Here is a 16,349-nt window from a genome sequence, read left to right as displayed (position 1 = left end):
ATCACCGTTTTTGCATGATTTGCATCAGGAGAATGCCATGAGCCTTGCCCAGTTCCTCGAAGACGCCTTTGAGCGCCGCGCCGAATTCTCGCCGAAGTCGGCCCCGCAGGATGTCCGCGACGCCGTCGCCGAGGCCCTGGCCCTGCTGGACTCCGGCGCCGCCCGCGTGGCCGAGAAGGTCAACGGCGAATGGCAGGTCAACCAGTGGCTGAAGAAGGCCGTGCTGCTGTCCTTCCGTCTCAACGACAACGAGCCGATCCCCGGCGGCGGCGGCGTGCAGTTCTACGACAAGGTGCCAACCAAGTTCGCCGGCTGGTCCGCCGAGCAGTTCGCCGCCAGCGGCATCCGCGTGGTGCCGCCGGCGGTCGCCCGCCGCGGCAGCTTCATCGCCCGCAACACCGTGCTCATGCCGTCCTACGTCAACATCGGCGCCTATGTCGACGAAGGCACCATGGTCGACACCTGGGCCACCGTCGGCTCCTGCGCGCAGATCGGCAAGAACGTGCATCTGTCCGGCGGCGTCGGCATCGGCGGCGTGCTGGAACCGCTGCAGGCCAACCCGACCATCATCGAGGACAACTGCTTCATCGGCGCGCGCTCCGAAGTGGTCGAGGGCGTGATCATCGGCGAAGGCTCGGTGCTGTCCATGGGCGTGTTCATCGGCCAGTCCACGCCGATCTACGACCGCGAGACCGGCGAAATCAGCTACGGCCGCGTGCCCGCCGGCTCGGTGGTGGTGCCGGGCTCGCTGCCGCGCGACAACGGCCGCTACAGCCTGACCTGCGCGGTCATCGTCAAGAAGGTCGACGCCCAGACCCGCAGCAAGACCAGCATCAACGACCTGCTCCGTCTCGCCGACTGAGCCGGTCACCAGACTTTCACAGAGGACACGCGCGCATGTCGCTCCCCGAACACCGCATGACCCACCTCAAGCAGCTCGAGGCGGAGTCCATCCACATCATCCGCGAGGTCGCCGCCGAGTTCGACAACCCGGTCATGCTCTACTCGATCGGCAAGGACTCCTCGGTGATGCTGCACCTGGCGCGCAAGGCCTTCGCGCCGGGCAAGCCGCCGTTCCCGCTCATGCACGTCAACACGACGTGGAAATTCCGGGAAATGATCAGCTTCCGCGACCGCATGGCCAAGGAAGCCGGCATGGAGCTGCTGTCGCACACCAACCCGGAAGGCCTGGCGGCGAACATCAACCCGTTCGACCACGGCAGCTCCAAGTACACCGACATCATGAAGACCCAGGCCCTCAAGCAGGCGCTGGACAAGTACGGCTTCGACGCCGCTTTCGGCGGCGCCCGCCGCGACGAGGAGAAGTCGCGCGCCAAGGAGCGCGTGTACTCGTTCCGCGACAAGTTCCACCGCTGGGACCCGAAGAACCAGCGTCCGGAGCTGTGGAACCTGTACAACGGCCGCATCAACAAGGGCGAGTCGATCCGCGTGTTCCCGCTGTCGAACTGGACCGAGCTGGACATCTGGCAGTACATCTACCTCGAGAACATCGAGATCGTGCCGCTGTACTTCTCGGACGTGCGTCCGGTGGTGGAGCGCGACGGCATGCTGATCATGGTCGATGACGAGCGCCTGCCGCTGAAGCCGGGCGAAGTGCCGATGATGAAGTCGGTGCGCTTCCGCACGCTGGGCTGCTACCCGCTCACCGGCGCCGTCGAGTCCGGCGCCGCCACCCTGCCCGAAATCATCCAGGAGATGCTGGTCACCCGCACCTCCGAACGCTCCGGCCGCGCCATCGACCACGACGAATCGGGTTCGATGGAGAAGAAGAAGCGCGAAGGCTACTTCTGAGCCGCCTTCCCCGCGCCGGATACAGGACAATCACGACATGATCATCGAAAATATCGACAACATCGAAGACTATCTGCACCAGCATGAACACAAGGACATGCTCCGGTTCATCACCTGCGGCAGCGTCGACGATGGCAAATCCACGCTGATCGGCCGCCTGCTGCATGACTCCAAGATGATCTTCGAGGACCAGCTCGCCGCCATCACCCGCGACAGCGTCAAGCACGGCACCACCGGCGAAGAAGTCGACCTGGCGCTGCTGGTCGACGGTCTGCAGTCGGAACGCGAGCAGGGCATCACCATCGACGTGGCCTACCGCTTCTTCGCCACCGACCATCGCAAGTACATCATCGCCGACACCCCCGGCCACGAGCAGTACACCCGCAACATGGCCACCGGCGCATCCACCGCCCATGTCGCCGTGCTACTGATCGACGCCCGCTACGGCATGCAGGTTCAGACCCGCCGCCACAGCTACATCTGCTCGCTGCTGGGCATCCGCCACTTCGTCATCGCCATCAACAAGATGGACCTGGTCGGCTTCAGCGAAGCACGCTACAACGAGATCAAGGCCGAGTACGAGGCTTTCGTGGCCCAGCTCGACGTGCCCGACGTCCACTACGTGCCCATGTCGGCACTGAAGGGCGAGAACGTGGTGCACAAGAGCGAACGCATGCCCTGGTACCAGGGCCAGCCGCTGCTGGCGCTGCTCGACACGCTGCCGATCCAGCGCAGCGAGCCGCTGGCGGCGCTGCGCCTGCCGGTGCAGTACGTCAACCGCCCCAACCTCGATTTCCGCGGCTTCTGCGGCACGCTGGCGGCCGGCACGGTGCATCCGGGTCAGGCCATCAAGGCCCTGCCCTCTGGCAAGACCTCGACGGTCAAATCGGTGGTGGTCTGGGAGGGCGAGCTCGCCGAGGCCCACGCCGGCCAGGCCATCACGCTCACGCTCAACGACGAGATCGACATTTCGCGTGGCGACATGATCATCGCCGCCGATGACGACATGGCCATGGGCCATGCCTTCATGGCGCACCTGGTGTGGATGCACGACCAGCCCCTGAAGCTGGGCAGGATCTACGACTTCAAGCTCGGCACCAGCTTCACCAGCGGCCAGGTCACGGAGATCGTCCACCAGATCGACGTCAACACGCTGGCGCAGAGCCCGGCCAGCGAACTGCCGCTGAACGGCATCGCGCTCTGCCGCATCCAGCTCACCAAGGCCGCCGCCTTCGACAGCTACACGGTCTGCAAGGCCACCGGCAGCCTGATCGTGATCGACCGCCTGAGCAACGTCACCGTCGGTGCCGGCATGGTGCGCGAAGCTGCCGAACAGCTGAGCGATGTCGAACAGCTGCCGGCGGCGAGCGCCGACGCCCGCGCCCTGCGCCTGGGCCACCCGGCCCTGCGCCTGGTGATCGAGGCCAGCGCCGCCCGCGCCCTCGCCGACCTGGTCGAGCGCGTGCTGTTCCGCGCCGGCGCCCTGCCCGCCGTGGCCGATGCCGGCCAGGACGAGGCCATCGCCGCGCTGCAGGCCGCCGGCCTGCTGGTCATCGTCGCCGATGAAGTCGTGGGCGAGCGCAGTCTGCGCATTCGCGGCGCCAACCGTGCCGACGGCTCGCCGATCGCCCCGGTGCAGCTGGCCCGCGACAACAGCGAAGCCGCCGAGCAGGTGCTGCGCCTGCTGCGCGACAACGGCCTGCTGGGCTGACGGCCATGGCACTGACGATCTGCGGCATCAAGGCCTGCGACAGCATGAAGAAGGCTTTCGCACGCCTCGACGCGGCGGGCACGGCCTACGACTTCCAGGACTTCAAGAAGGCACCGCCTTCGCCGGAGCAGGTGCGTGCCTGGCTGGCCGTCGTCGGCGACGAGCTGGTCAACCGCCGCGGCACCACCTGGCGCCAGCTCGATGCCGGCGCCCAGGCGGCGGCTGCGACGCCGGACGGACTGGTCGCACTGATCGTCGACAAGCCGTCGCTGATCAAGCGGCCGCTGCTCAGCGACGGCCGGCGCGTCACCGTCGGCCTGGATTCGCCGCTGCTGCCCTGACCGGGCGGCACGGCACCTCAGTGCCTGTCCGGCTTCTCGTGGTGACTCTGCTGGATGAGCTGGCGCGACTTGACCTGGATCAGCCAGTCGGTGGCGGCGATGAAGGCGGCCGAGAACACCAGCACCAGGTGGATCACCACCTCCCAGTACAGCGTGTGCTCGGACAGGTTGCCGGCGTCGATGAAGCTGCGCAGCAGATGGATCGACGAAATGGTGATCAGCGCCATGCCGAGCTTGACCTTGAGCACGCCGGCATCGACATGGTGCAGCCACTCGGGCTGGTCGGGATGGTTGTTGATGTCCAGGCGGCTGACGAAGATCTCGTAGCCGCCGACGATGACCATGACCAGCAGGTTGGCGATCATCACCACGTCGATCAGCGACAGCACGCTGAGCAGGATGTGGTCCTCGTGCAGGCTGCCGACGTTCATCACCAGGTCGGCGAGCTTGACCAGGAACTTGTAGGAGTAGATACCCAGCGCCACGATCAGGCCCAGGTACATCGGCAGCTGCAGCCAGCGGCTGAAGAAAATCACGCGAGCGAGCTGGGACTTGGTGTTGCGCATGTCATCCTCCGTAGAATTGGCGCGTATTCTACGAAGCCGACCCGAGGGGCGCAGCAGATGCGCCCCGGTCCACGGAGAATTTTTCATGAAAAATCATTTCAGCCCGCTCGCCCTGTCCGGCCTGGCCTTCGCTCTCGCGCTGGCCGCTCCTGCCATGGCCGCGGAGCCGCAGCCCATGAACCGCGTCGACTTCCAGACCGAGGTCTCGCAGGTGCTGCCCAACGATCTGCTGCGCGCCACCCTGAGCGTCGAAGTGAACGACCGCGACCCGGCAGCCGTCGCACGCGGCCTGACCCTGGCCATGAACAACGCGCTGGCGCGCGCCAAGGCCTTCCCGACCGTCAAGGTCTCCTCCGGCAACCAGCGCAACTGGCCGATCTACGGCAAGACCCAGAAACTGGAAAGCTGGCGCGGCCGTGCCGAGCTGACCGTCGAATCCAAGGACTTCAAGGCCGCCGGCGAACTGCTGGCCCAGCTCCAGGACAGCCTGCAGCTGCAGGGTCTGGGCTTCGTGGTGTCGGAAGAGACCCGCCAGGACATCGAGAGGCAGCTCACCAGCGAGGCCATCGCCGCCTTCCGCAGCAAGGCTGACGCAGTGCGCCAGGCCTGGGGCGCCAAGGGCTACCAGCTGGTGCAGATGAACCTCGGCAGCACCGGCGGCGGCTACTTCCCGCGCGCGCCCATGATGATGGCCATGAAGGCGTCGGCCGACGAAGCCGCGCCGGTGCCGGAAATGGCCGGTGGCGAGAGTCGCCTCAGCGTGTCGGTCAACGGTACCATCCAGCTCCAGCCCTGATCGGCTGCCGCCGGCCGCCTGGCACGGACAGGCGGGCCGGCGGCCATGCCCCTCCGGCAGCCCGGCCTCAGGCGTCAGCCTCCAGGCTCAGAGCAAACGGTCCAGTGCGAGGAAAAGCTGGATCTCGCGGTTCGGCGCCCGGTAGCAGCCCAACGCACCCAGCTGATGCACGGCGGCGGCGGCCAGTTCCCAGGCCATGCCCTCGTCGACCGCGAACGGCTCGGCCTCGATGAAGCATTCGTAGTCGGTGACCCCGAACAGGCCTTGCAGCGCCTGCGCCTTGTCGCGCAGCGGCTGCTCGATGTGACCGTTGGCCCAGGCCCACTTCCAGGTTTCCTGGTTGGCCGCGTAGGTGCCGATTGGCGTCACCGCGAAACGCAGCTGCGCGCGGCCATCGTCACCAAAGAAGATCAGCACGCCCTCGTGGTCATCGAAATACCAGCGGCGCTGCGCGGTCAGGCCGTAGCGCCCGTCCAGCTCGGTCTGCTTGACTGCCAGGGCCTGGCAGCAGGAGGCCAGGAAGGCATCGAACTCTTCGTCGTTCATCTCTTCGTTTTCCGTTGCTTGCGCTGTGGCCGGCTCAGCCCCTGCGGGCCGCCAGCATCAGCTGCTTCATGTCGCTCACCGCTGCCGCCAGGCCGCTGAACAGCGCGCGCGCGATGAGGGCGTGGCCGATGTTGAGCTCGTGGAACTGCGGCAGCGCGGCGATGCGCTGGGTATTGTGATAGTGCAGGCCGTGGCCGGCGTTGACCACCAGCTTGCCGTGCGCGTATTCGGCCGCCAGGCGGATGCGCTGGAACTCGGCCTCGATCTCCTCGGCCGTTTCGGCATCGGCATAGGCGCCGGTGTGCAACTCGATGGTCGGCGCGCCGGCGCGGATGGCGGCGTCGATCTGCGCCGGATCTGGATCGATGAACAGCGACACGTCCATGCCCAGCCGGCCGAGGCGGCGGCAGGCTGCGCTGACGCGGTCGAAACCGCCTATCACGTCCAGGCCGCCCTCGGTGGTCAGCTCCTCGCGCTTCTCCGGCACCAGGCAGACATGCGCAGGCCGGATCTCCTCGGCGAAGGCCAGCATGTCCTCGGTCACCGCCATCTCCAGGTTCATGCGCGTCTGCAGCACCTCGGCGAGCAGGCGCACGTCGCGCTTCTGGATGTGCCTGCCATCCTCGCGCGGATGCACGGTGATGCCGTCCGCCCCGTGCTCCTCGGCGATCAGCGCCGCGTGCACCGGCTCCGGATAGCGCGTGCCGCGCGCCTGGCGCAGCGTCGCCACGTGGTCGATGTTGACGCCCAGATAGAGCGGACTGCTGGCGGAAACGGTCACGATGCGGGCTCCTCATCCGCCGTCGGGGCGGGCGGTGGTTCGGTGAATATCGCGCCGGCGGCAGCCGGCACCATGGCGGCGAACAGATCGCGGCTCTTCAGCGGCCGCCCGCCCAGCAAAGGCTCCAGTGCCATGCGGTACAAGGCCTTGGCCAGACGGCGGCGGGCCGGCGTGTCGAGCGCGTCGGCGGCCACGGCGAGGATGTCATCGCCGTCGCAGGCGCCGCGCTGGCCTTCGCGCGCCGGCAGCCAGCCATGTTCGGGATAGTACTGGTAGAAGCAGCCCGGCCGCAGCGGCTCGTGGGTATCAGCCTGGTGCATGTTGCTGACCGTCTGGCCCATGCTGTCGAGCAGCTGGCGCTCGAAACGCCGCAGCACCAGCTCGATGTCCGTCATGTCACCGCCGACCAGTTCGGCCAGCTCTCCGAGCGCGCCGGCGTAGGCCACGAACAGCTCCGGCTGCGGCAGCTCGCGCGGCAGCAGGCGCACCAGCAGCTCGTTCAGGTAAAGCCCGGAGAACAGCGCACCGCCGGTGAGCGACAAGGCCGGGCCGGCGGGCTCGATGCCGGGGATCTGCCTCAGCTCGCCACCACCGGCGACCTGCACGAAATAGGGCTGGAACGGCGCCGGCAGGCTGCCACCCTTGCGCCGCGCACCACGCAGGATGCTGCCGACACGGCCGGGACCGGGCAGCAGCCATTCGGCCAGCACGCTGGTTTCGCGGTAGGCGCGGGCATGCAGCAGATAGGCCGGCTGCCAGTCCAGGTCACGCACGCCGGCGCCCCGTGCCGCCGTGCGAGCGCATCACCAGAGCCCGCAGGCCCCGGCACGCCGCCTCAGGCATCGCCATAGCCCAGGCTCTTGAGCGCGCGCTCGTCATCGGACCAGCCGCCCTTGATCTTGACCCACAGCGACAACATGATCTTGCTGCCGAACAGCTTCTCCATGTCGATGCGGGCCTCGGTGCCGATCAGCTTGAGGCGCTGGCCGTTGTCGCCGATCACGATCTTCTTCTGGCCCTCGCGCTCGACCAGGATGCAGGCCGAGATGCGCAGCAGGCGCCCCTCCTGCTTGAACTCCTCGATCTCCACGGTCAGCTCGTAGGGCACTTCCTCGCCGAGCTGGCGCATGATTTTCTCGCGCACCATCTCGGCTGCCAGGAAGCGCTGCGAACGGTCGGTGATCTGGTCCTCGTCGTAGAACGGCGGCGAGAACGGCAGGCGCTGGCCGACCGCGTCATGCAGGCGGTCGAGGTTGTGTCCCTTGAGCGCGGACACCGGCACCACCTCCGCGAACGGCAGGCGCTGCGTCAGCTGCTCGATGTGCGGCAGCAGCGCCGCCTTGTCCTCGACCGTGTCGACCTTGTTGATCACCAGCAGCACCGGCAAGCTGATCTTCTGCAGCTTCTCCAGCACCAGCTCGTCGTCCGGCGACCACTTCAGACCGTCGACCACGAACAGCACCACGTCGACATCCTTCAGCGCCGAGCTGGCCGCGCGGTTCATGTAGCGGTTGATCGCCTTGCGCTCCTGGCCATGGATGCCCGGGGTGTCGACATAGATCGCCTGCACATTGTCGCGGGTGACGATGCCGAGCATGCGGTGACGCGTGGTCTGCGGCTTGCGCGAGGTGATGGCGAGCTTCTGTCCGAGGATGTGGTTGAGCAGCGTCGACTTGCCGACATTCGGCCGCCCGACGATGGACACGTAGCCGCAGCGGTAGTCTGCCGGCCAGGCCGGCTGATCGCCGGCGCCACCCTGCCCGAAGAAATTGCTGATCACATCGTCATTGCTGGCCATGCTGGCTTCCTGTGTCCTGTAGCGAGGCCAGCGCGACGGCGGCGGCCTCCTGTTCGGCGATGCGCCGGCTGGGGCCGCGGCCCTCGGTGATCACGGCAGCTGCGGCGGTCTTGCCGGTCTCGTCGGGACCGACCACGCAGCGCACGTGGAAATGCTGATCATGCGCCTCGCCGGTGATGGAAAGCACCTCGTACTGCGGCAGCGGGCGTTTGCGCGCCTGCAGCCACTCCTGCAGGCGGCTCTTGGCATCCTTCAGGGTGTCACCGGCCTGCAGGGCGAGCAGCCGGTCGCCATACCAGCGGCGGATGTGCATCTGCATGTCGGGCAGGCTGACACCATCGCGGTGCATGGCGCCGATCACCGCCTCGACGCCGTCGGCGAGGATGGACTCGCGCCGGAACCCGCCGCTCTTGAGCTCGCCCGAGCCCATGAGCAGGAAGTCGCCGAGCTGCCACTCGCGGGCGATGATGGCCAGGCTGTCCTGGCGCACCAGGGTCGCGCGCAGGCGCGACAGCCGGCCCTCGTCCTGGTCGGGGAACTGCAGGTACAGGCAGTCGGCAATCACGAAGTTGAGCAGGCCGTCGCCGAGAAACTCCAGACGCTCGTTGTTGCGGCGCCCGGACACGCTGCGATGCGTCAGCGCCAGCTTCAGCCACTGCGCATCCTCGAACTGGTAGCCGAGGATGCGCTGGAAGCGGGCCAGCGGATCGGTCACTCGATGCTCCCGTTGCGCGAGAATACCGGCAGGTGCAGGCCCGGCTTCTTGTGCATCCAGATATAGAACGCCTTGCCGACGATCAGCTCCTCCGACACCGGGCCCCAGAAGCGGCTGTCGTTCGAGTTGTCGCGGTTGTCGCCCATCATGAAGTAATGGCCTGCCGGCACCGTGTAGGACCAGTTGGCACCGGCCGGCTGGCGACCGATCTCCTCGCGCGTGGTGTGGGTGGCACCGAGCAGGTTCTCGCGCCAGACCTGCTCCCAGGGATCGACTTCCGGTTCCTGCGACAGCAGCTCGCGCTTGGCCTCGACACCGTTGATGTAGAGCACTTCGTCACGACTTTCGATATGGTCGCCGGGCAGGCCGATGACGCGTTTGATGTAGTTGATCGACGGCTGCTCGGGGAACTTGAACACCATGACATCGCCACGCTCCGGCCGGCCCAGCGGCAGGATCTCGGTGCCGATCACCGGCAGGCGCACACCGTAGCTGAACTTGTTGACCAGCACGTAGTCGCCGACTTCCAGCGAGGGCAGCATGGAGCCCGACGGGATGGTGAACGGCTCGGCCAGGAAGGAGCGCAGCAGCCAGACCACCGCCAGCACCGGAAAGAAGCCGTGCGCGGTCTCGAACAGCCAGGGCTCGCGCAGGATCTGCTGCTCGGCCTCGGCCGGCAGCGTGCTGCCCTGGGCGCGGGCCGCGGTCTGCGCGGTTTCCAGCCGGCGGCGGCGACCCGGCTTCAGCAGCAGGGCATCGAAGGCCCAGAGCGCGCCGCAGACCAGCACGGCGATGGTGAGCACCAGCGAAAAATCGATGTCCAAGAGACTCTCCTGTACGGACGGCCGCCTCTGCGAGGCCGGCCACACGGCAATTCCGGGCCGGCGGCCCGCTTACTTGTCGACCTTGAGCACGGCCAAGAAGGCATCCTGCGGGATTTCCACGCTGCCGACCTGCTTCATGCGCTTCTTGCCTTCCTTCTGCTTCTCCAGCAGCTTCTTCTTGCGCGACACGTCGCCGCCGTAGCACTTGGCGAGCACGTCCTTGCGCATGGCCTTGACGGTCTGACGCGCGATGATCTGCGCACCGATCGCGGCCTGGATGGCGACGTCGAACATCTGGCGGGGAATCAGTTCCTTCATTTTCTCGACAATGGCCATGCCGCGGTAACGGGCGTTGTCGGTGTGGCAGATCATGGCCAGCGCATCGACGCGCTCGCCGTTGATGAGGATGTCCACGCGCGCCAGGCTGGAAGCCTCGAAGCGGCTGAAGGCGTAGTCCAGCGAGGCGTAGCCGCGCGAACAGGACTTCAAGCGGTCGAAGAAATCGAGCACGACCTCGCCCATGGGAATGTCGTAGGTCAGCGCCACCTGCTTGCCGTGGAACAGCATGCTCTTCTGCGTGCCGCGACGCTCCTGGCAGAGCTTGATGACATCGCCGACGTATTCCGGCGGCACCAGGATATGGCACTCGGCGATGGGCTCGCGGAACTCCTCGACCGAGCCCGTGTCCGGCAGCTTGGACGGGTTGTCGACGTAGAGCGTCTCGCCCTTCTTGGTGACGATCTCGTAGATCACCGTCGGCGCCGTGGTCAGCAGGTCGAGGTTGTATTCGCGCTCCAGGCGCTCCTGCACGATTTCCATGTGCAGCATGCCGAGGAAGCCGCAGCGGAAGCCGAAGCCCAGCGCGTCCGACGATTCCGGCTCGAAGAACAGCGCCGAGTCGTTCAGCGTCAGCTTCGACAGCGCGTCGCGGAACGGCTCGTAGTCGTCCGAGGTGATCGGGAACAGGCCGGCGTAGACCTGCGGCTTGACCTTCTTGAAGCCGGGCAGCACTTCCACGCCGGGCGTGGTCGACAGCGTCAGCGTGTCGCCGACCGGCGCGCCGAAGATGTCCTTGATGCCGGCGATGACAAAGCCGACTTCGCCGGCCTCCAGCAGACCGGTTTCGGTGTGCTTGGGCGTGAACACGCCGACGCTGGTAACCAGGTGCGTCTGACCCGTGCTCTTGACCAGGATCTTGTCGCCCTTCTTCACCCGGCCGTTCTTGATGCGCACCAGCGACACCACGCCGAGGTAGTTGTCGAACCAGGAATCGATGATCAGCGCCTGCAGCGGCGCGTCGCGGTCGCCGACCGGCGCCGGGATGCGCGTGACCAGCGCCTCCAGCACGTCGACGACACCCAGGCCGGTCTTGGCCGAGCACTGCGGCGAATCGATCGCCTCGACACCGATGATCTCCTCGATCTCCTCGCAGACACGCTCCGGCTCGGCCTGCGGCAGGTCGATCTTGTTCAGCACCGGCATGACCTCGAGACCCTGCTCGATGGCGGTGTAGCAGTTGGCGACCGACTGCGCCTCCACGCCCTGGGCGGCATCGACCACCAGCAGCGCGCCTTCGCAGGCGGCCAGCGAACGGCTGACCTCGTAGGAGAAGTCGACATGGCCCGGGGTATCGATGAAGTTGAGCTGGTACTTCTGGCCGCTGACTTTCGACGTGTAGTACAGCGTCACCGAATGCGCCTTGATGGTGATGCCGCGCTCGCGCTCAAGGTCCATGGAATCAAGGACCTGGGCCTGCATTTCACGGTCTTCGAGACCGCCGCAGATCTGGATGAAGCGGTCGGCCAGCGTCGACTTGCCGTGGTCGATGTGGGCGATGATGGAAAAGTTGCGGATGTTCTGGATATCGGACACGGACACTCACCCGGATGGGGCTGCACACAAGGCTGCACTAAGCACCGGCGCGCCGAAGCGCACCGGGCCAACAAAAGGGGCGTAGTGTAGCACGAGGCCCGGCGCCGTCACCGGCGCGCGCTGCTGCATGAGCCGGCGCGCGGAGGCGGCCTGAAGACCGCCTCGCACACGCTCACGCGTGATCAGCGTGCCGAGTCCTGCGGCTCCAGGCGCAGCGCGAGGATGAGGCTGTTGCCACGCCGCGCCACCGTCAGCGGCACGGTCTGGCCGGCCGACAGCTTGCGCACGGCGGCGACGAACTCGCGGCCGTTGTTGACCGGCGTGCTGCCGATCTGGGTGATGACATCGCCGACCGCCAGCCCGGCCTCGGCGCCGGAGCCATCGGCCACCTGCACCACCAGCACGCCGCCGGCGATCTTCAGCTGCGTCTTCTCGGCTTCCTGCAGGTCGCGCAGGCGCAGGCCGAGGCGCGACAGGTCGGGGGTCGTGCCCTTGGCACCACCGGCAGCCGTCTCCTCTTCCGGCAGCGGCTCGATGGCCACCTTGAGCTGCTGCGCCTTGCGGTCGCGGAAGATGCCCAGCGAATACACGCTGCCGACCTTGGCGCGGCCGATGGCCTGCGGCAGCTCGGCCGACAGGGTGATGGGCTTGCCGTCGAACTCGGTCACCACGTCACCGGCCTTGAGGCCGGCACGCGCCGCCGGCGACTCCGGCTCCACGCTGGAGATCAGCGCGCCGGCCGGCTTGGCCAGGCCGTAGGCATCGGCCAGGTCCTTGGTCACTTCCTGGATGGCGACACCGAGGTAGCCGCGACTGACCTTGCCCTTGTCGCGCAGCTGACCCACCACCTCCATGGCGACATCGACCGGAATCGCGAACGACAGGCCCATGAAGCCGCCGGAGCGGCTGTAGATCTGCGAGTTGATGCCGACCACCTCGCCGGCGGCGTTGAACAGCGGGCCGCCGGAGTTGCCCGGGTTGATGGCGACATCGGTCTGGATGAAGGGCACGTAGGCCTCGCTGGGCAGCGCGCGCGACTTGGCGCTGACGATGCCGGCGGTGGCCGAGTAGTCGAAGCCGAACGGCGAGCCGATGGCCAGCACCCACTCGCCGACGCGCAGCTTCGAGGGATCGCCGATCTTCACCGCCGGCAGGTCGGTGGCGGCGATCTTGATCAGCGCGATGTCGGTGCGCGGGTCGGTGCCGATGACCTTGGCCTCGACCTCGCGGCGGTCGCTGAGGCGCACGGTGACCTTGTCGGCCTGGTCGATGACATGGTTGTTGGTCAGCACATAGCCGTCGCTGCTGATGATGAAACCGGAGCCGAAGGACTGCCGGGTGCGGGGCTGCTGCGGCTGCGCCTCGAGGCCGTAGAAGCGGCGCAGCAGCTCCTGGATGTCGTCGCCGGAGGCGATCTGCGCCGGACGGCTCTTGGCCGTGGCGCTGATGTTGACCACCGACGGGCTGGCCGCGTCGACGATGGCGTCGAACGCGGGCAGGGCCGCCTGGGCCAGGCCGGAGAAAAGTCCGAAAGCGATGGCGGAAAGCCAGGTCAATCCGTGCTGACGCAGGGACATCGTGTGTATCTCCTTGTTTTCCCGTGTCCGGAACACGGGTGTGGGACCCTGCGTGCGGAGCGCGGCGCGACATGCGCCGGCGCTGTCCGCCGGGGAGAGACCGCTGATAACGCCGGGAGGCGGCCCAGGGTAGACAGCCTGCCGCACAACATCGGGACAGGCAATAGCCCCTTCGGGCCCGGGCCAATACCCCCATGGGAGGAAGGATTATCGCCGGCCCATACTATGGCATCATCACGCCCTCATGACAGTCACCCTATCCAAGGCCGCGAACATGGCAGCATCCTTCGAGCACGACGTCCTCATCATCGGCAGCGGCGCCGCCGGCCTCACGCTCGCGCTCAAGCTCGACCCCTCGCTGCGCATCGCGGTGCTGTCCAAGGCCGCGCTCACCGATGCCAGCACCTACTATGCCCAGGGTGGCGTCGCCGCCGCCATGGACGAAACCGACTCCACCGACAACCATGTCCGCGACACCCTGGTCGCCGGCGCCGGCCTCTGCCACGAGGATGCCGTCACCTTCACCGTCGAGCACGGACCGGACGCCATCCGCTGGCTGGTCGACCAGGGCGTCGGCTTCACCCTGGACGATGCCTCGCACCTGCACCTGACCCGCGAGGGCGGGCATTCGCACCGGCGCATCATCCATGCCGCCGACACCACCGGGCAGGCCATTTCCACCACGCTGCTGGCGCGCGTGCGCGAATGCCCGCACATCGACATGCTGGAAAACCGTGTCGCGGTCGACCTGATCACCACGCACAAGCTCGGCCTGCCCGGCGNACCGGCGGCGCCAGCAAGGCCTACCAGTACACCTGCAACCCGGACATCGCCACCGGCGACGGCATCGCCATGGCCTGGCGCGCCGGCTGCCGCGTCGCCAACCTGGAATTCAACCAGTTCCATCCGACCAGCCTGTACAACCCCAAGGCCAAGAACTTCCTGATCACCGAAGCCATGCGCGGCGAAGGCGCGGTGCTCCGCCTCCCCGACGGCGAACGCTTCATGCCGCGCTTCGACGAGCGTGCCGAACTGGCGCCGCGCGACATCGTGGCGCGCGCCATCGACTTCGAGATGAAGCGGCTGGGCATCCGCCATGTCTGGCTGGACATCACGCACAAGCCGGCGGAGTTCGTCACCAGCCACTTCCCGAACATCCACAAGACCTGCCTGTCGCACGGCATAGACATCACGAAAGAGTGGATCCCGGTGGTGCCGACCGCGCACTTCACCTGCGGCGGCGTCATGGTCGACCTCAACAGCCGCACCGACATTCCCAACCTGTACGCGATCGGCGAGACCTCCTTCACCGGCCTGCACGGCGCCAACCGCATGGCCAGCAATTCGCTGCTGGAGTGCTTCGTGTTCGCCATGTCGGCGGCCAAGCACATCCAGGCCAGCCTGGACAGCACGCCAACGCCGCCACCCTGCCCGGCCTGGGACGCCTCCCAGGTCCGCGACCCGGACGAGGACGTGGTGATCCTGCACAACTGGGACGAGCTGCGCCGCTTCATGTGGGACTACGTGGGCATCGTGCGCACCACCAAGCGCCTGCAGCGCGCGCTGCACCGCGTGCTGCTGCTGCAGGCGGAGATCGCCGAGTACTACAACAACTACCGCGTGTCGGCGAACCTGCTGGAGCTGCGCAACCTGGTCATGGTGTCGGAGCTGATCATCCGTTGCGCGCTGATGCGCAAGGAGTCGCGCGGCCTGCACTACACGCTCGACCACCCGCAGACCAGCGCGCAGAGCGCGGACACGGTGCTGCTGCCGGAGTCATACAGCCTGCTCGCGACGGCGCCAGCGCAACGACACGCGTAGGCGGCGCCAGTCTGCGGCGGGCAGCTGATCCGACCAGAGCAGCACCCGCCAGCAAGTGCCGTACGCCACCGAGCCCTCGCCGGCCGTGACACGAAAACGCAGGCACAGCAGGCCGGGCCAGTCGCGCACCGGCCCCGCCAGCTCGGCCAGGCACTGCTCGCCCGATACCAGGGTCAGGCGCCAGCCATCCGGCAGCTGCTTCAGGACTGCCAGCGGCAGGCTGCCGGCCTGGTGACGCCACAGCGACCACGCAAGGATCAGCGCCAGCGGCACGGCCGCCAGCAGCACAGGGGCGGGCACGTGCGACAGCGGCAGCGCGCACAGGCAGGACAGCAGCACGAGGAGGCGGCAGCGTCGCTCAAGACGCGACGGCCGCAGACGGCATTCAGGTCGCCAGACGCCGGAGCACGACATGGATCATGCGCTCCAGGTCCGGGTCTTCCGGCCGGAGGTACTGCATGAACCAGGCGAGCAGGTCGACATCCTCCTGCTCCAGCAGGCGCCGGAACAGCTGCTGCTCGTCTTCGGGCAGGTCACGATAGTGCTCCTCCATGAACGGCTCCAGCAGCACGTCGAGCTCCTTGAGCCCGCGCCGGCACTGCCAGCGCAGGCGGCGTTCGCTGTCGGTAAACGGCCGCGTCATGGAAAACCTCTGCAATCGTGATTCAGGCGCGGCATTATATAGAGCTTGTATTTGGCACCGCGATCCCCATTTCGCCAGTGCACGCCGGCAATACCGCCCCGCCGGCCCGGAATTACAGCGGGCGAGACACCGGAGACACCATGAGCAGCGCCGCCCCGGCAGACCGTTTCGACCTCCCCTCCGCCGCCACCCGCCAGGCCACCGGCACCCTGCTGGCCGGCGGCGTGCTGACCGTTCCGCTGCCCTGGGCGACCCTGGCCGTGACCGGCAGCGACGCGGAGAAATTCCTGCAGGGACAGGTGACCACCGACATGCGCGAAGTCGCCGGCAACCAGTCGCGCCTGGGCTGCCTGCTCAACCTCAAGGGCCGCGTGCAGGCCAGCTTCCGTGCCATCGCCGTGGCCGACGGCTACCTGCTGCTGCTGCCCGCCGACCAGCTGGAAACCACACGCGCGCGCCTGGCGAAATATGCCGTGTTCTCCAAGGTCGTGCTGACGCCGCAGGCACGCACGATCAGCGGCCTGCTCGGCGCCGGTGCCATCGACG

Annotated in this window: 15 protein-coding genes and 3 pseudogenes; 7 read left to right on the top strand and 11 right to left on the bottom strand. The window is 67.2% G+C overall.

The genetic code is table 11. From position 1 onward, the window contains the following. Positions 1-37 precede the first annotated feature (37 nt). The 4 genes and pseudogenes from dapD (at position 38) to C5O18_RS00075 (ending at position 3,864) form a co-directional block, all read left to right on the top strand. Positions 38-862: a 2,3,4,5-tetrahydropyridine-2,6-dicarboxylate N-succinyltransferase gene (gene dapD / locus C5O18_RS00090; RefSeq protein ID WP_105190856.1), complete on the top strand. Its 825-nt coding sequence runs from the start codon at positions 38-40 to the stop codon at positions 860-862. 35 nt (positions 863-897) lie between these two features. Continuing rightward, entirely contained in the window at positions 898-1,812 is a 915-nt protein-coding gene (gene cysD / locus C5O18_RS00085; RefSeq protein WP_105190855.1) for a sulfate adenylyltransferase subunit CysD, read from the top strand. A 37-nt stretch (positions 1,813-1,849) separates the two neighbouring features. Further along, a pseudogene (cysN, locus tag C5O18_RS00080) lies at positions 1,850-3,454 on the top strand (sulfate adenylyltransferase subunit CysN); the annotation flags it as partial. A 74-nt stretch (positions 3,455-3,528) separates the two neighbouring features. After that, positions 3,529-3,864 (top strand): ArsC/Spx/MgsR family protein, encoded by a 336-nt coding sequence (locus C5O18_RS00075; RefSeq protein WP_105190853.1) that lies wholly within the window; start codon positions 3,529-3,531, stop codon positions 3,862-3,864. Positions 3,865-3,881: 17 nt separating this feature from the next. Here C5O18_RS00075 and C5O18_RS00070 read toward each other — a convergent pair whose 3' ends face one another. Continuing rightward, on the bottom strand, positions 3,882-4,430 hold the full coding sequence (locus tag C5O18_RS00070; RefSeq protein ID WP_105190852.1) for a TIGR00645 family protein: 549 nt from the start codon (positions 4,428-4,430) through the stop codon (positions 3,882-3,884). Between the two features lie 85 nt (positions 4,431-4,515). On the opposite strand from C5O18_RS00070, the gene C5O18_RS00065 reads away from it, so the two are divergent. After that, the gene (locus C5O18_RS00065) at positions 4,516-5,226 is read left to right on the top strand and encodes an SIMPL domain-containing protein (protein WP_158249221.1); all 711 of its coding nucleotides are present in this window, start codon (positions 4,516-4,518) and stop codon (positions 5,224-5,226) included. An 87-nt stretch (positions 5,227-5,313) separates the two neighbouring features. On the opposite strand, the gene C5O18_RS00060 is transcribed toward C5O18_RS00065, so the two are convergent. From C5O18_RS00060 to C5O18_RS00025, 8 genes are all read right to left on the bottom strand, one after another. Beyond that, positions 5,314-5,772 (bottom strand): DUF6882 domain-containing protein, encoded by a 459-nt coding sequence (locus C5O18_RS00060; protein WP_105190850.1) that lies wholly within the window; start codon positions 5,770-5,772, stop codon positions 5,314-5,316. A gap of 34 nt (positions 5,773-5,806) precedes the next feature. Continuing rightward, positions 5,807-6,523: a pyridoxine 5'-phosphate synthase gene (gene pdxJ, locus C5O18_RS00055; RefSeq protein WP_105190866.1), complete on the bottom strand. Its 717-nt coding sequence runs from the start codon at positions 6,521-6,523 to the stop codon at positions 5,807-5,809. A gap of 26 nt (positions 6,524-6,549) precedes the next feature. Further along, positions 6,550-7,326 carry a DNA repair protein RecO gene (recO, locus tag C5O18_RS00050; protein ID WP_105190849.1) on the bottom strand — a complete coding sequence of 259 codons (777 nt, stop codon included), beginning with the start codon at positions 7,324-7,326 and terminating at the stop codon, positions 6,550-6,552. A 62-nt stretch (positions 7,327-7,388) separates the two neighbouring features. Then, positions 7,389-8,351: a GTPase Era gene (gene era, locus C5O18_RS00045; RefSeq protein ID WP_105190848.1), complete on the bottom strand. Its 963-nt coding sequence runs from the start codon at positions 8,349-8,351 to the stop codon at positions 7,389-7,391. After that, the gene (gene rnc / locus C5O18_RS00040; RefSeq protein WP_241146684.1) at positions 8,338-9,090 is read right to left on the bottom strand and encodes a ribonuclease III; all 753 of its coding nucleotides are present in this window, start codon (positions 9,088-9,090) and stop codon (positions 8,338-8,340) included. The genes era and rnc overlap by 14 nt, the downstream gene beginning before the upstream one ends. Continuing rightward, complete coding sequence (gene lepB, locus C5O18_RS00035) at positions 9,063-9,890, bottom strand: signal peptidase I (RefSeq protein ID WP_105190846.1); 828 nt, start codon at positions 9,888-9,890, stop codon at positions 9,063-9,065. Before lepB ends, rnc begins: the two co-directional genes overlap by 28 nt. A gap of 69 nt (positions 9,891-9,959) precedes the next feature. Further along, positions 9,960-11,762 carry a translation elongation factor 4 gene (lepA, locus tag C5O18_RS00030; RefSeq protein ID WP_105190845.1) on the bottom strand — a complete coding sequence of 601 codons (1,803 nt, stop codon included), beginning with the start codon at positions 11,760-11,762 and terminating at the stop codon, positions 9,960-9,962. Between the two features lie 182 nt (positions 11,763-11,944). Then, complete coding sequence (locus tag C5O18_RS00025) at positions 11,945-13,339, bottom strand: DegQ family serine endoprotease (protein WP_105190844.1); 1,395 nt, start codon at positions 13,337-13,339, stop codon at positions 11,945-11,947. A gap of 244 nt (positions 13,340-13,583) precedes the next feature. Here C5O18_RS00025 and nadB point away from each other — a divergent pair. Further along, a pseudogene (nadB, locus tag C5O18_RS00020) lies at positions 13,584-15,160 on the top strand (L-aspartate oxidase). On the opposite strand, the gene C5O18_RS00015 reads toward nadB, so the two are convergent. Together C5O18_RS00015 and C5O18_RS00010 are read right to left on the bottom strand one after the other, a co-directional pair. Then, the gene (locus tag C5O18_RS00015; protein ID WP_105190843.1) at positions 15,116-15,499 is read right to left on the bottom strand and encodes a protein YgfX; all 384 of its coding nucleotides are present in this window, start codon (positions 15,497-15,499) and stop codon (positions 15,116-15,118) included. The pseudogene nadB and the gene C5O18_RS00015 sit on opposite strands and share 45 nt — an antisense overlap. A 46-nt stretch (positions 15,500-15,545) precedes the next feature. Then, positions 15,546-15,803 carry an FAD assembly factor SdhE gene (locus C5O18_RS00010; RefSeq protein WP_105190842.1) on the bottom strand — a complete coding sequence of 86 codons (258 nt, stop codon included), beginning with the start codon at positions 15,801-15,803 and terminating at the stop codon, positions 15,546-15,548. Positions 15,804-15,943: 140 nt separating this feature from the next. Here C5O18_RS00010 and C5O18_RS00005 point away from each other — a divergent pair. Further along, positions 15,944-16,349, top strand: a pseudogene (locus tag C5O18_RS00005) (hypothetical protein); the annotation flags it as partial.

The organism is Amnimonas aquatica (assembly GCF_002943415.1).
GTDB classification, from domain to species: Bacteria; Pseudomonadota; Gammaproteobacteria; order Pseudomonadales; family Moraxellaceae; genus Perlucidibaca; species Perlucidibaca aquatica_A.
This window is presented reverse-complemented; position numbering and strand designations above follow the sequence as displayed.

Bases quoted from the DNA above. Each gene is read 5' to 3' on its own strand.
- dapD (WP_105190856.1), top strand. From the start codon at position 38: ATGAGCCTTGCCCAGTTCCTCGAAGACGCCTTTGAGCGCCGCGCCGAA.
- cysD (WP_105190855.1), top strand. From the start codon at position 898: ATGTCGCTCCCCGAACACCGCATGACCCACCTCAAGCAGCTCGAGGCG.
- C5O18_RS00075 (WP_105190853.1), top strand. From the start codon at position 3,529: ATGGCACTGACGATCTGCGGCATCAAGGCCTGCGACAGCATGAAGAAG.
- C5O18_RS00070 (WP_105190852.1), bottom strand. From the start codon at position 4,430: ATGCGCAACACCAAGTCCCAGCTCGCTCGCGTGATTTTCTTCAGCCGC.
- C5O18_RS00065 (WP_158249221.1), top strand. From the start codon at position 4,516: ATGAAAAATCATTTCAGCCCGCTCGCCCTGTCCGGCCTGGCCTTCGCT.
- C5O18_RS00060 (WP_105190850.1), bottom strand. From the start codon at position 5,772: ATGAACGACGAAGAGTTCGATGCCTTCCTGGCCTCCTGCTGCCAGGCC.
- era (WP_105190848.1), bottom strand. From the start codon at position 8,351: ATGGCCAGCAATGACGATGTGATCAGCAATTTCTTCGGGCAGGGTGGC.
- C5O18_RS00025 (WP_105190844.1), bottom strand. From the start codon at position 13,339: ATGTCCCTGCGTCAGCACGGATTGACCTGGCTTTCCGCCATCGCTTTC.
- C5O18_RS00010 (WP_105190842.1), bottom strand. From the start codon at position 15,803: ATGACGCGGCCGTTTACCGACAGCGAACGCCGCCTGCGCTGGCAGTGC.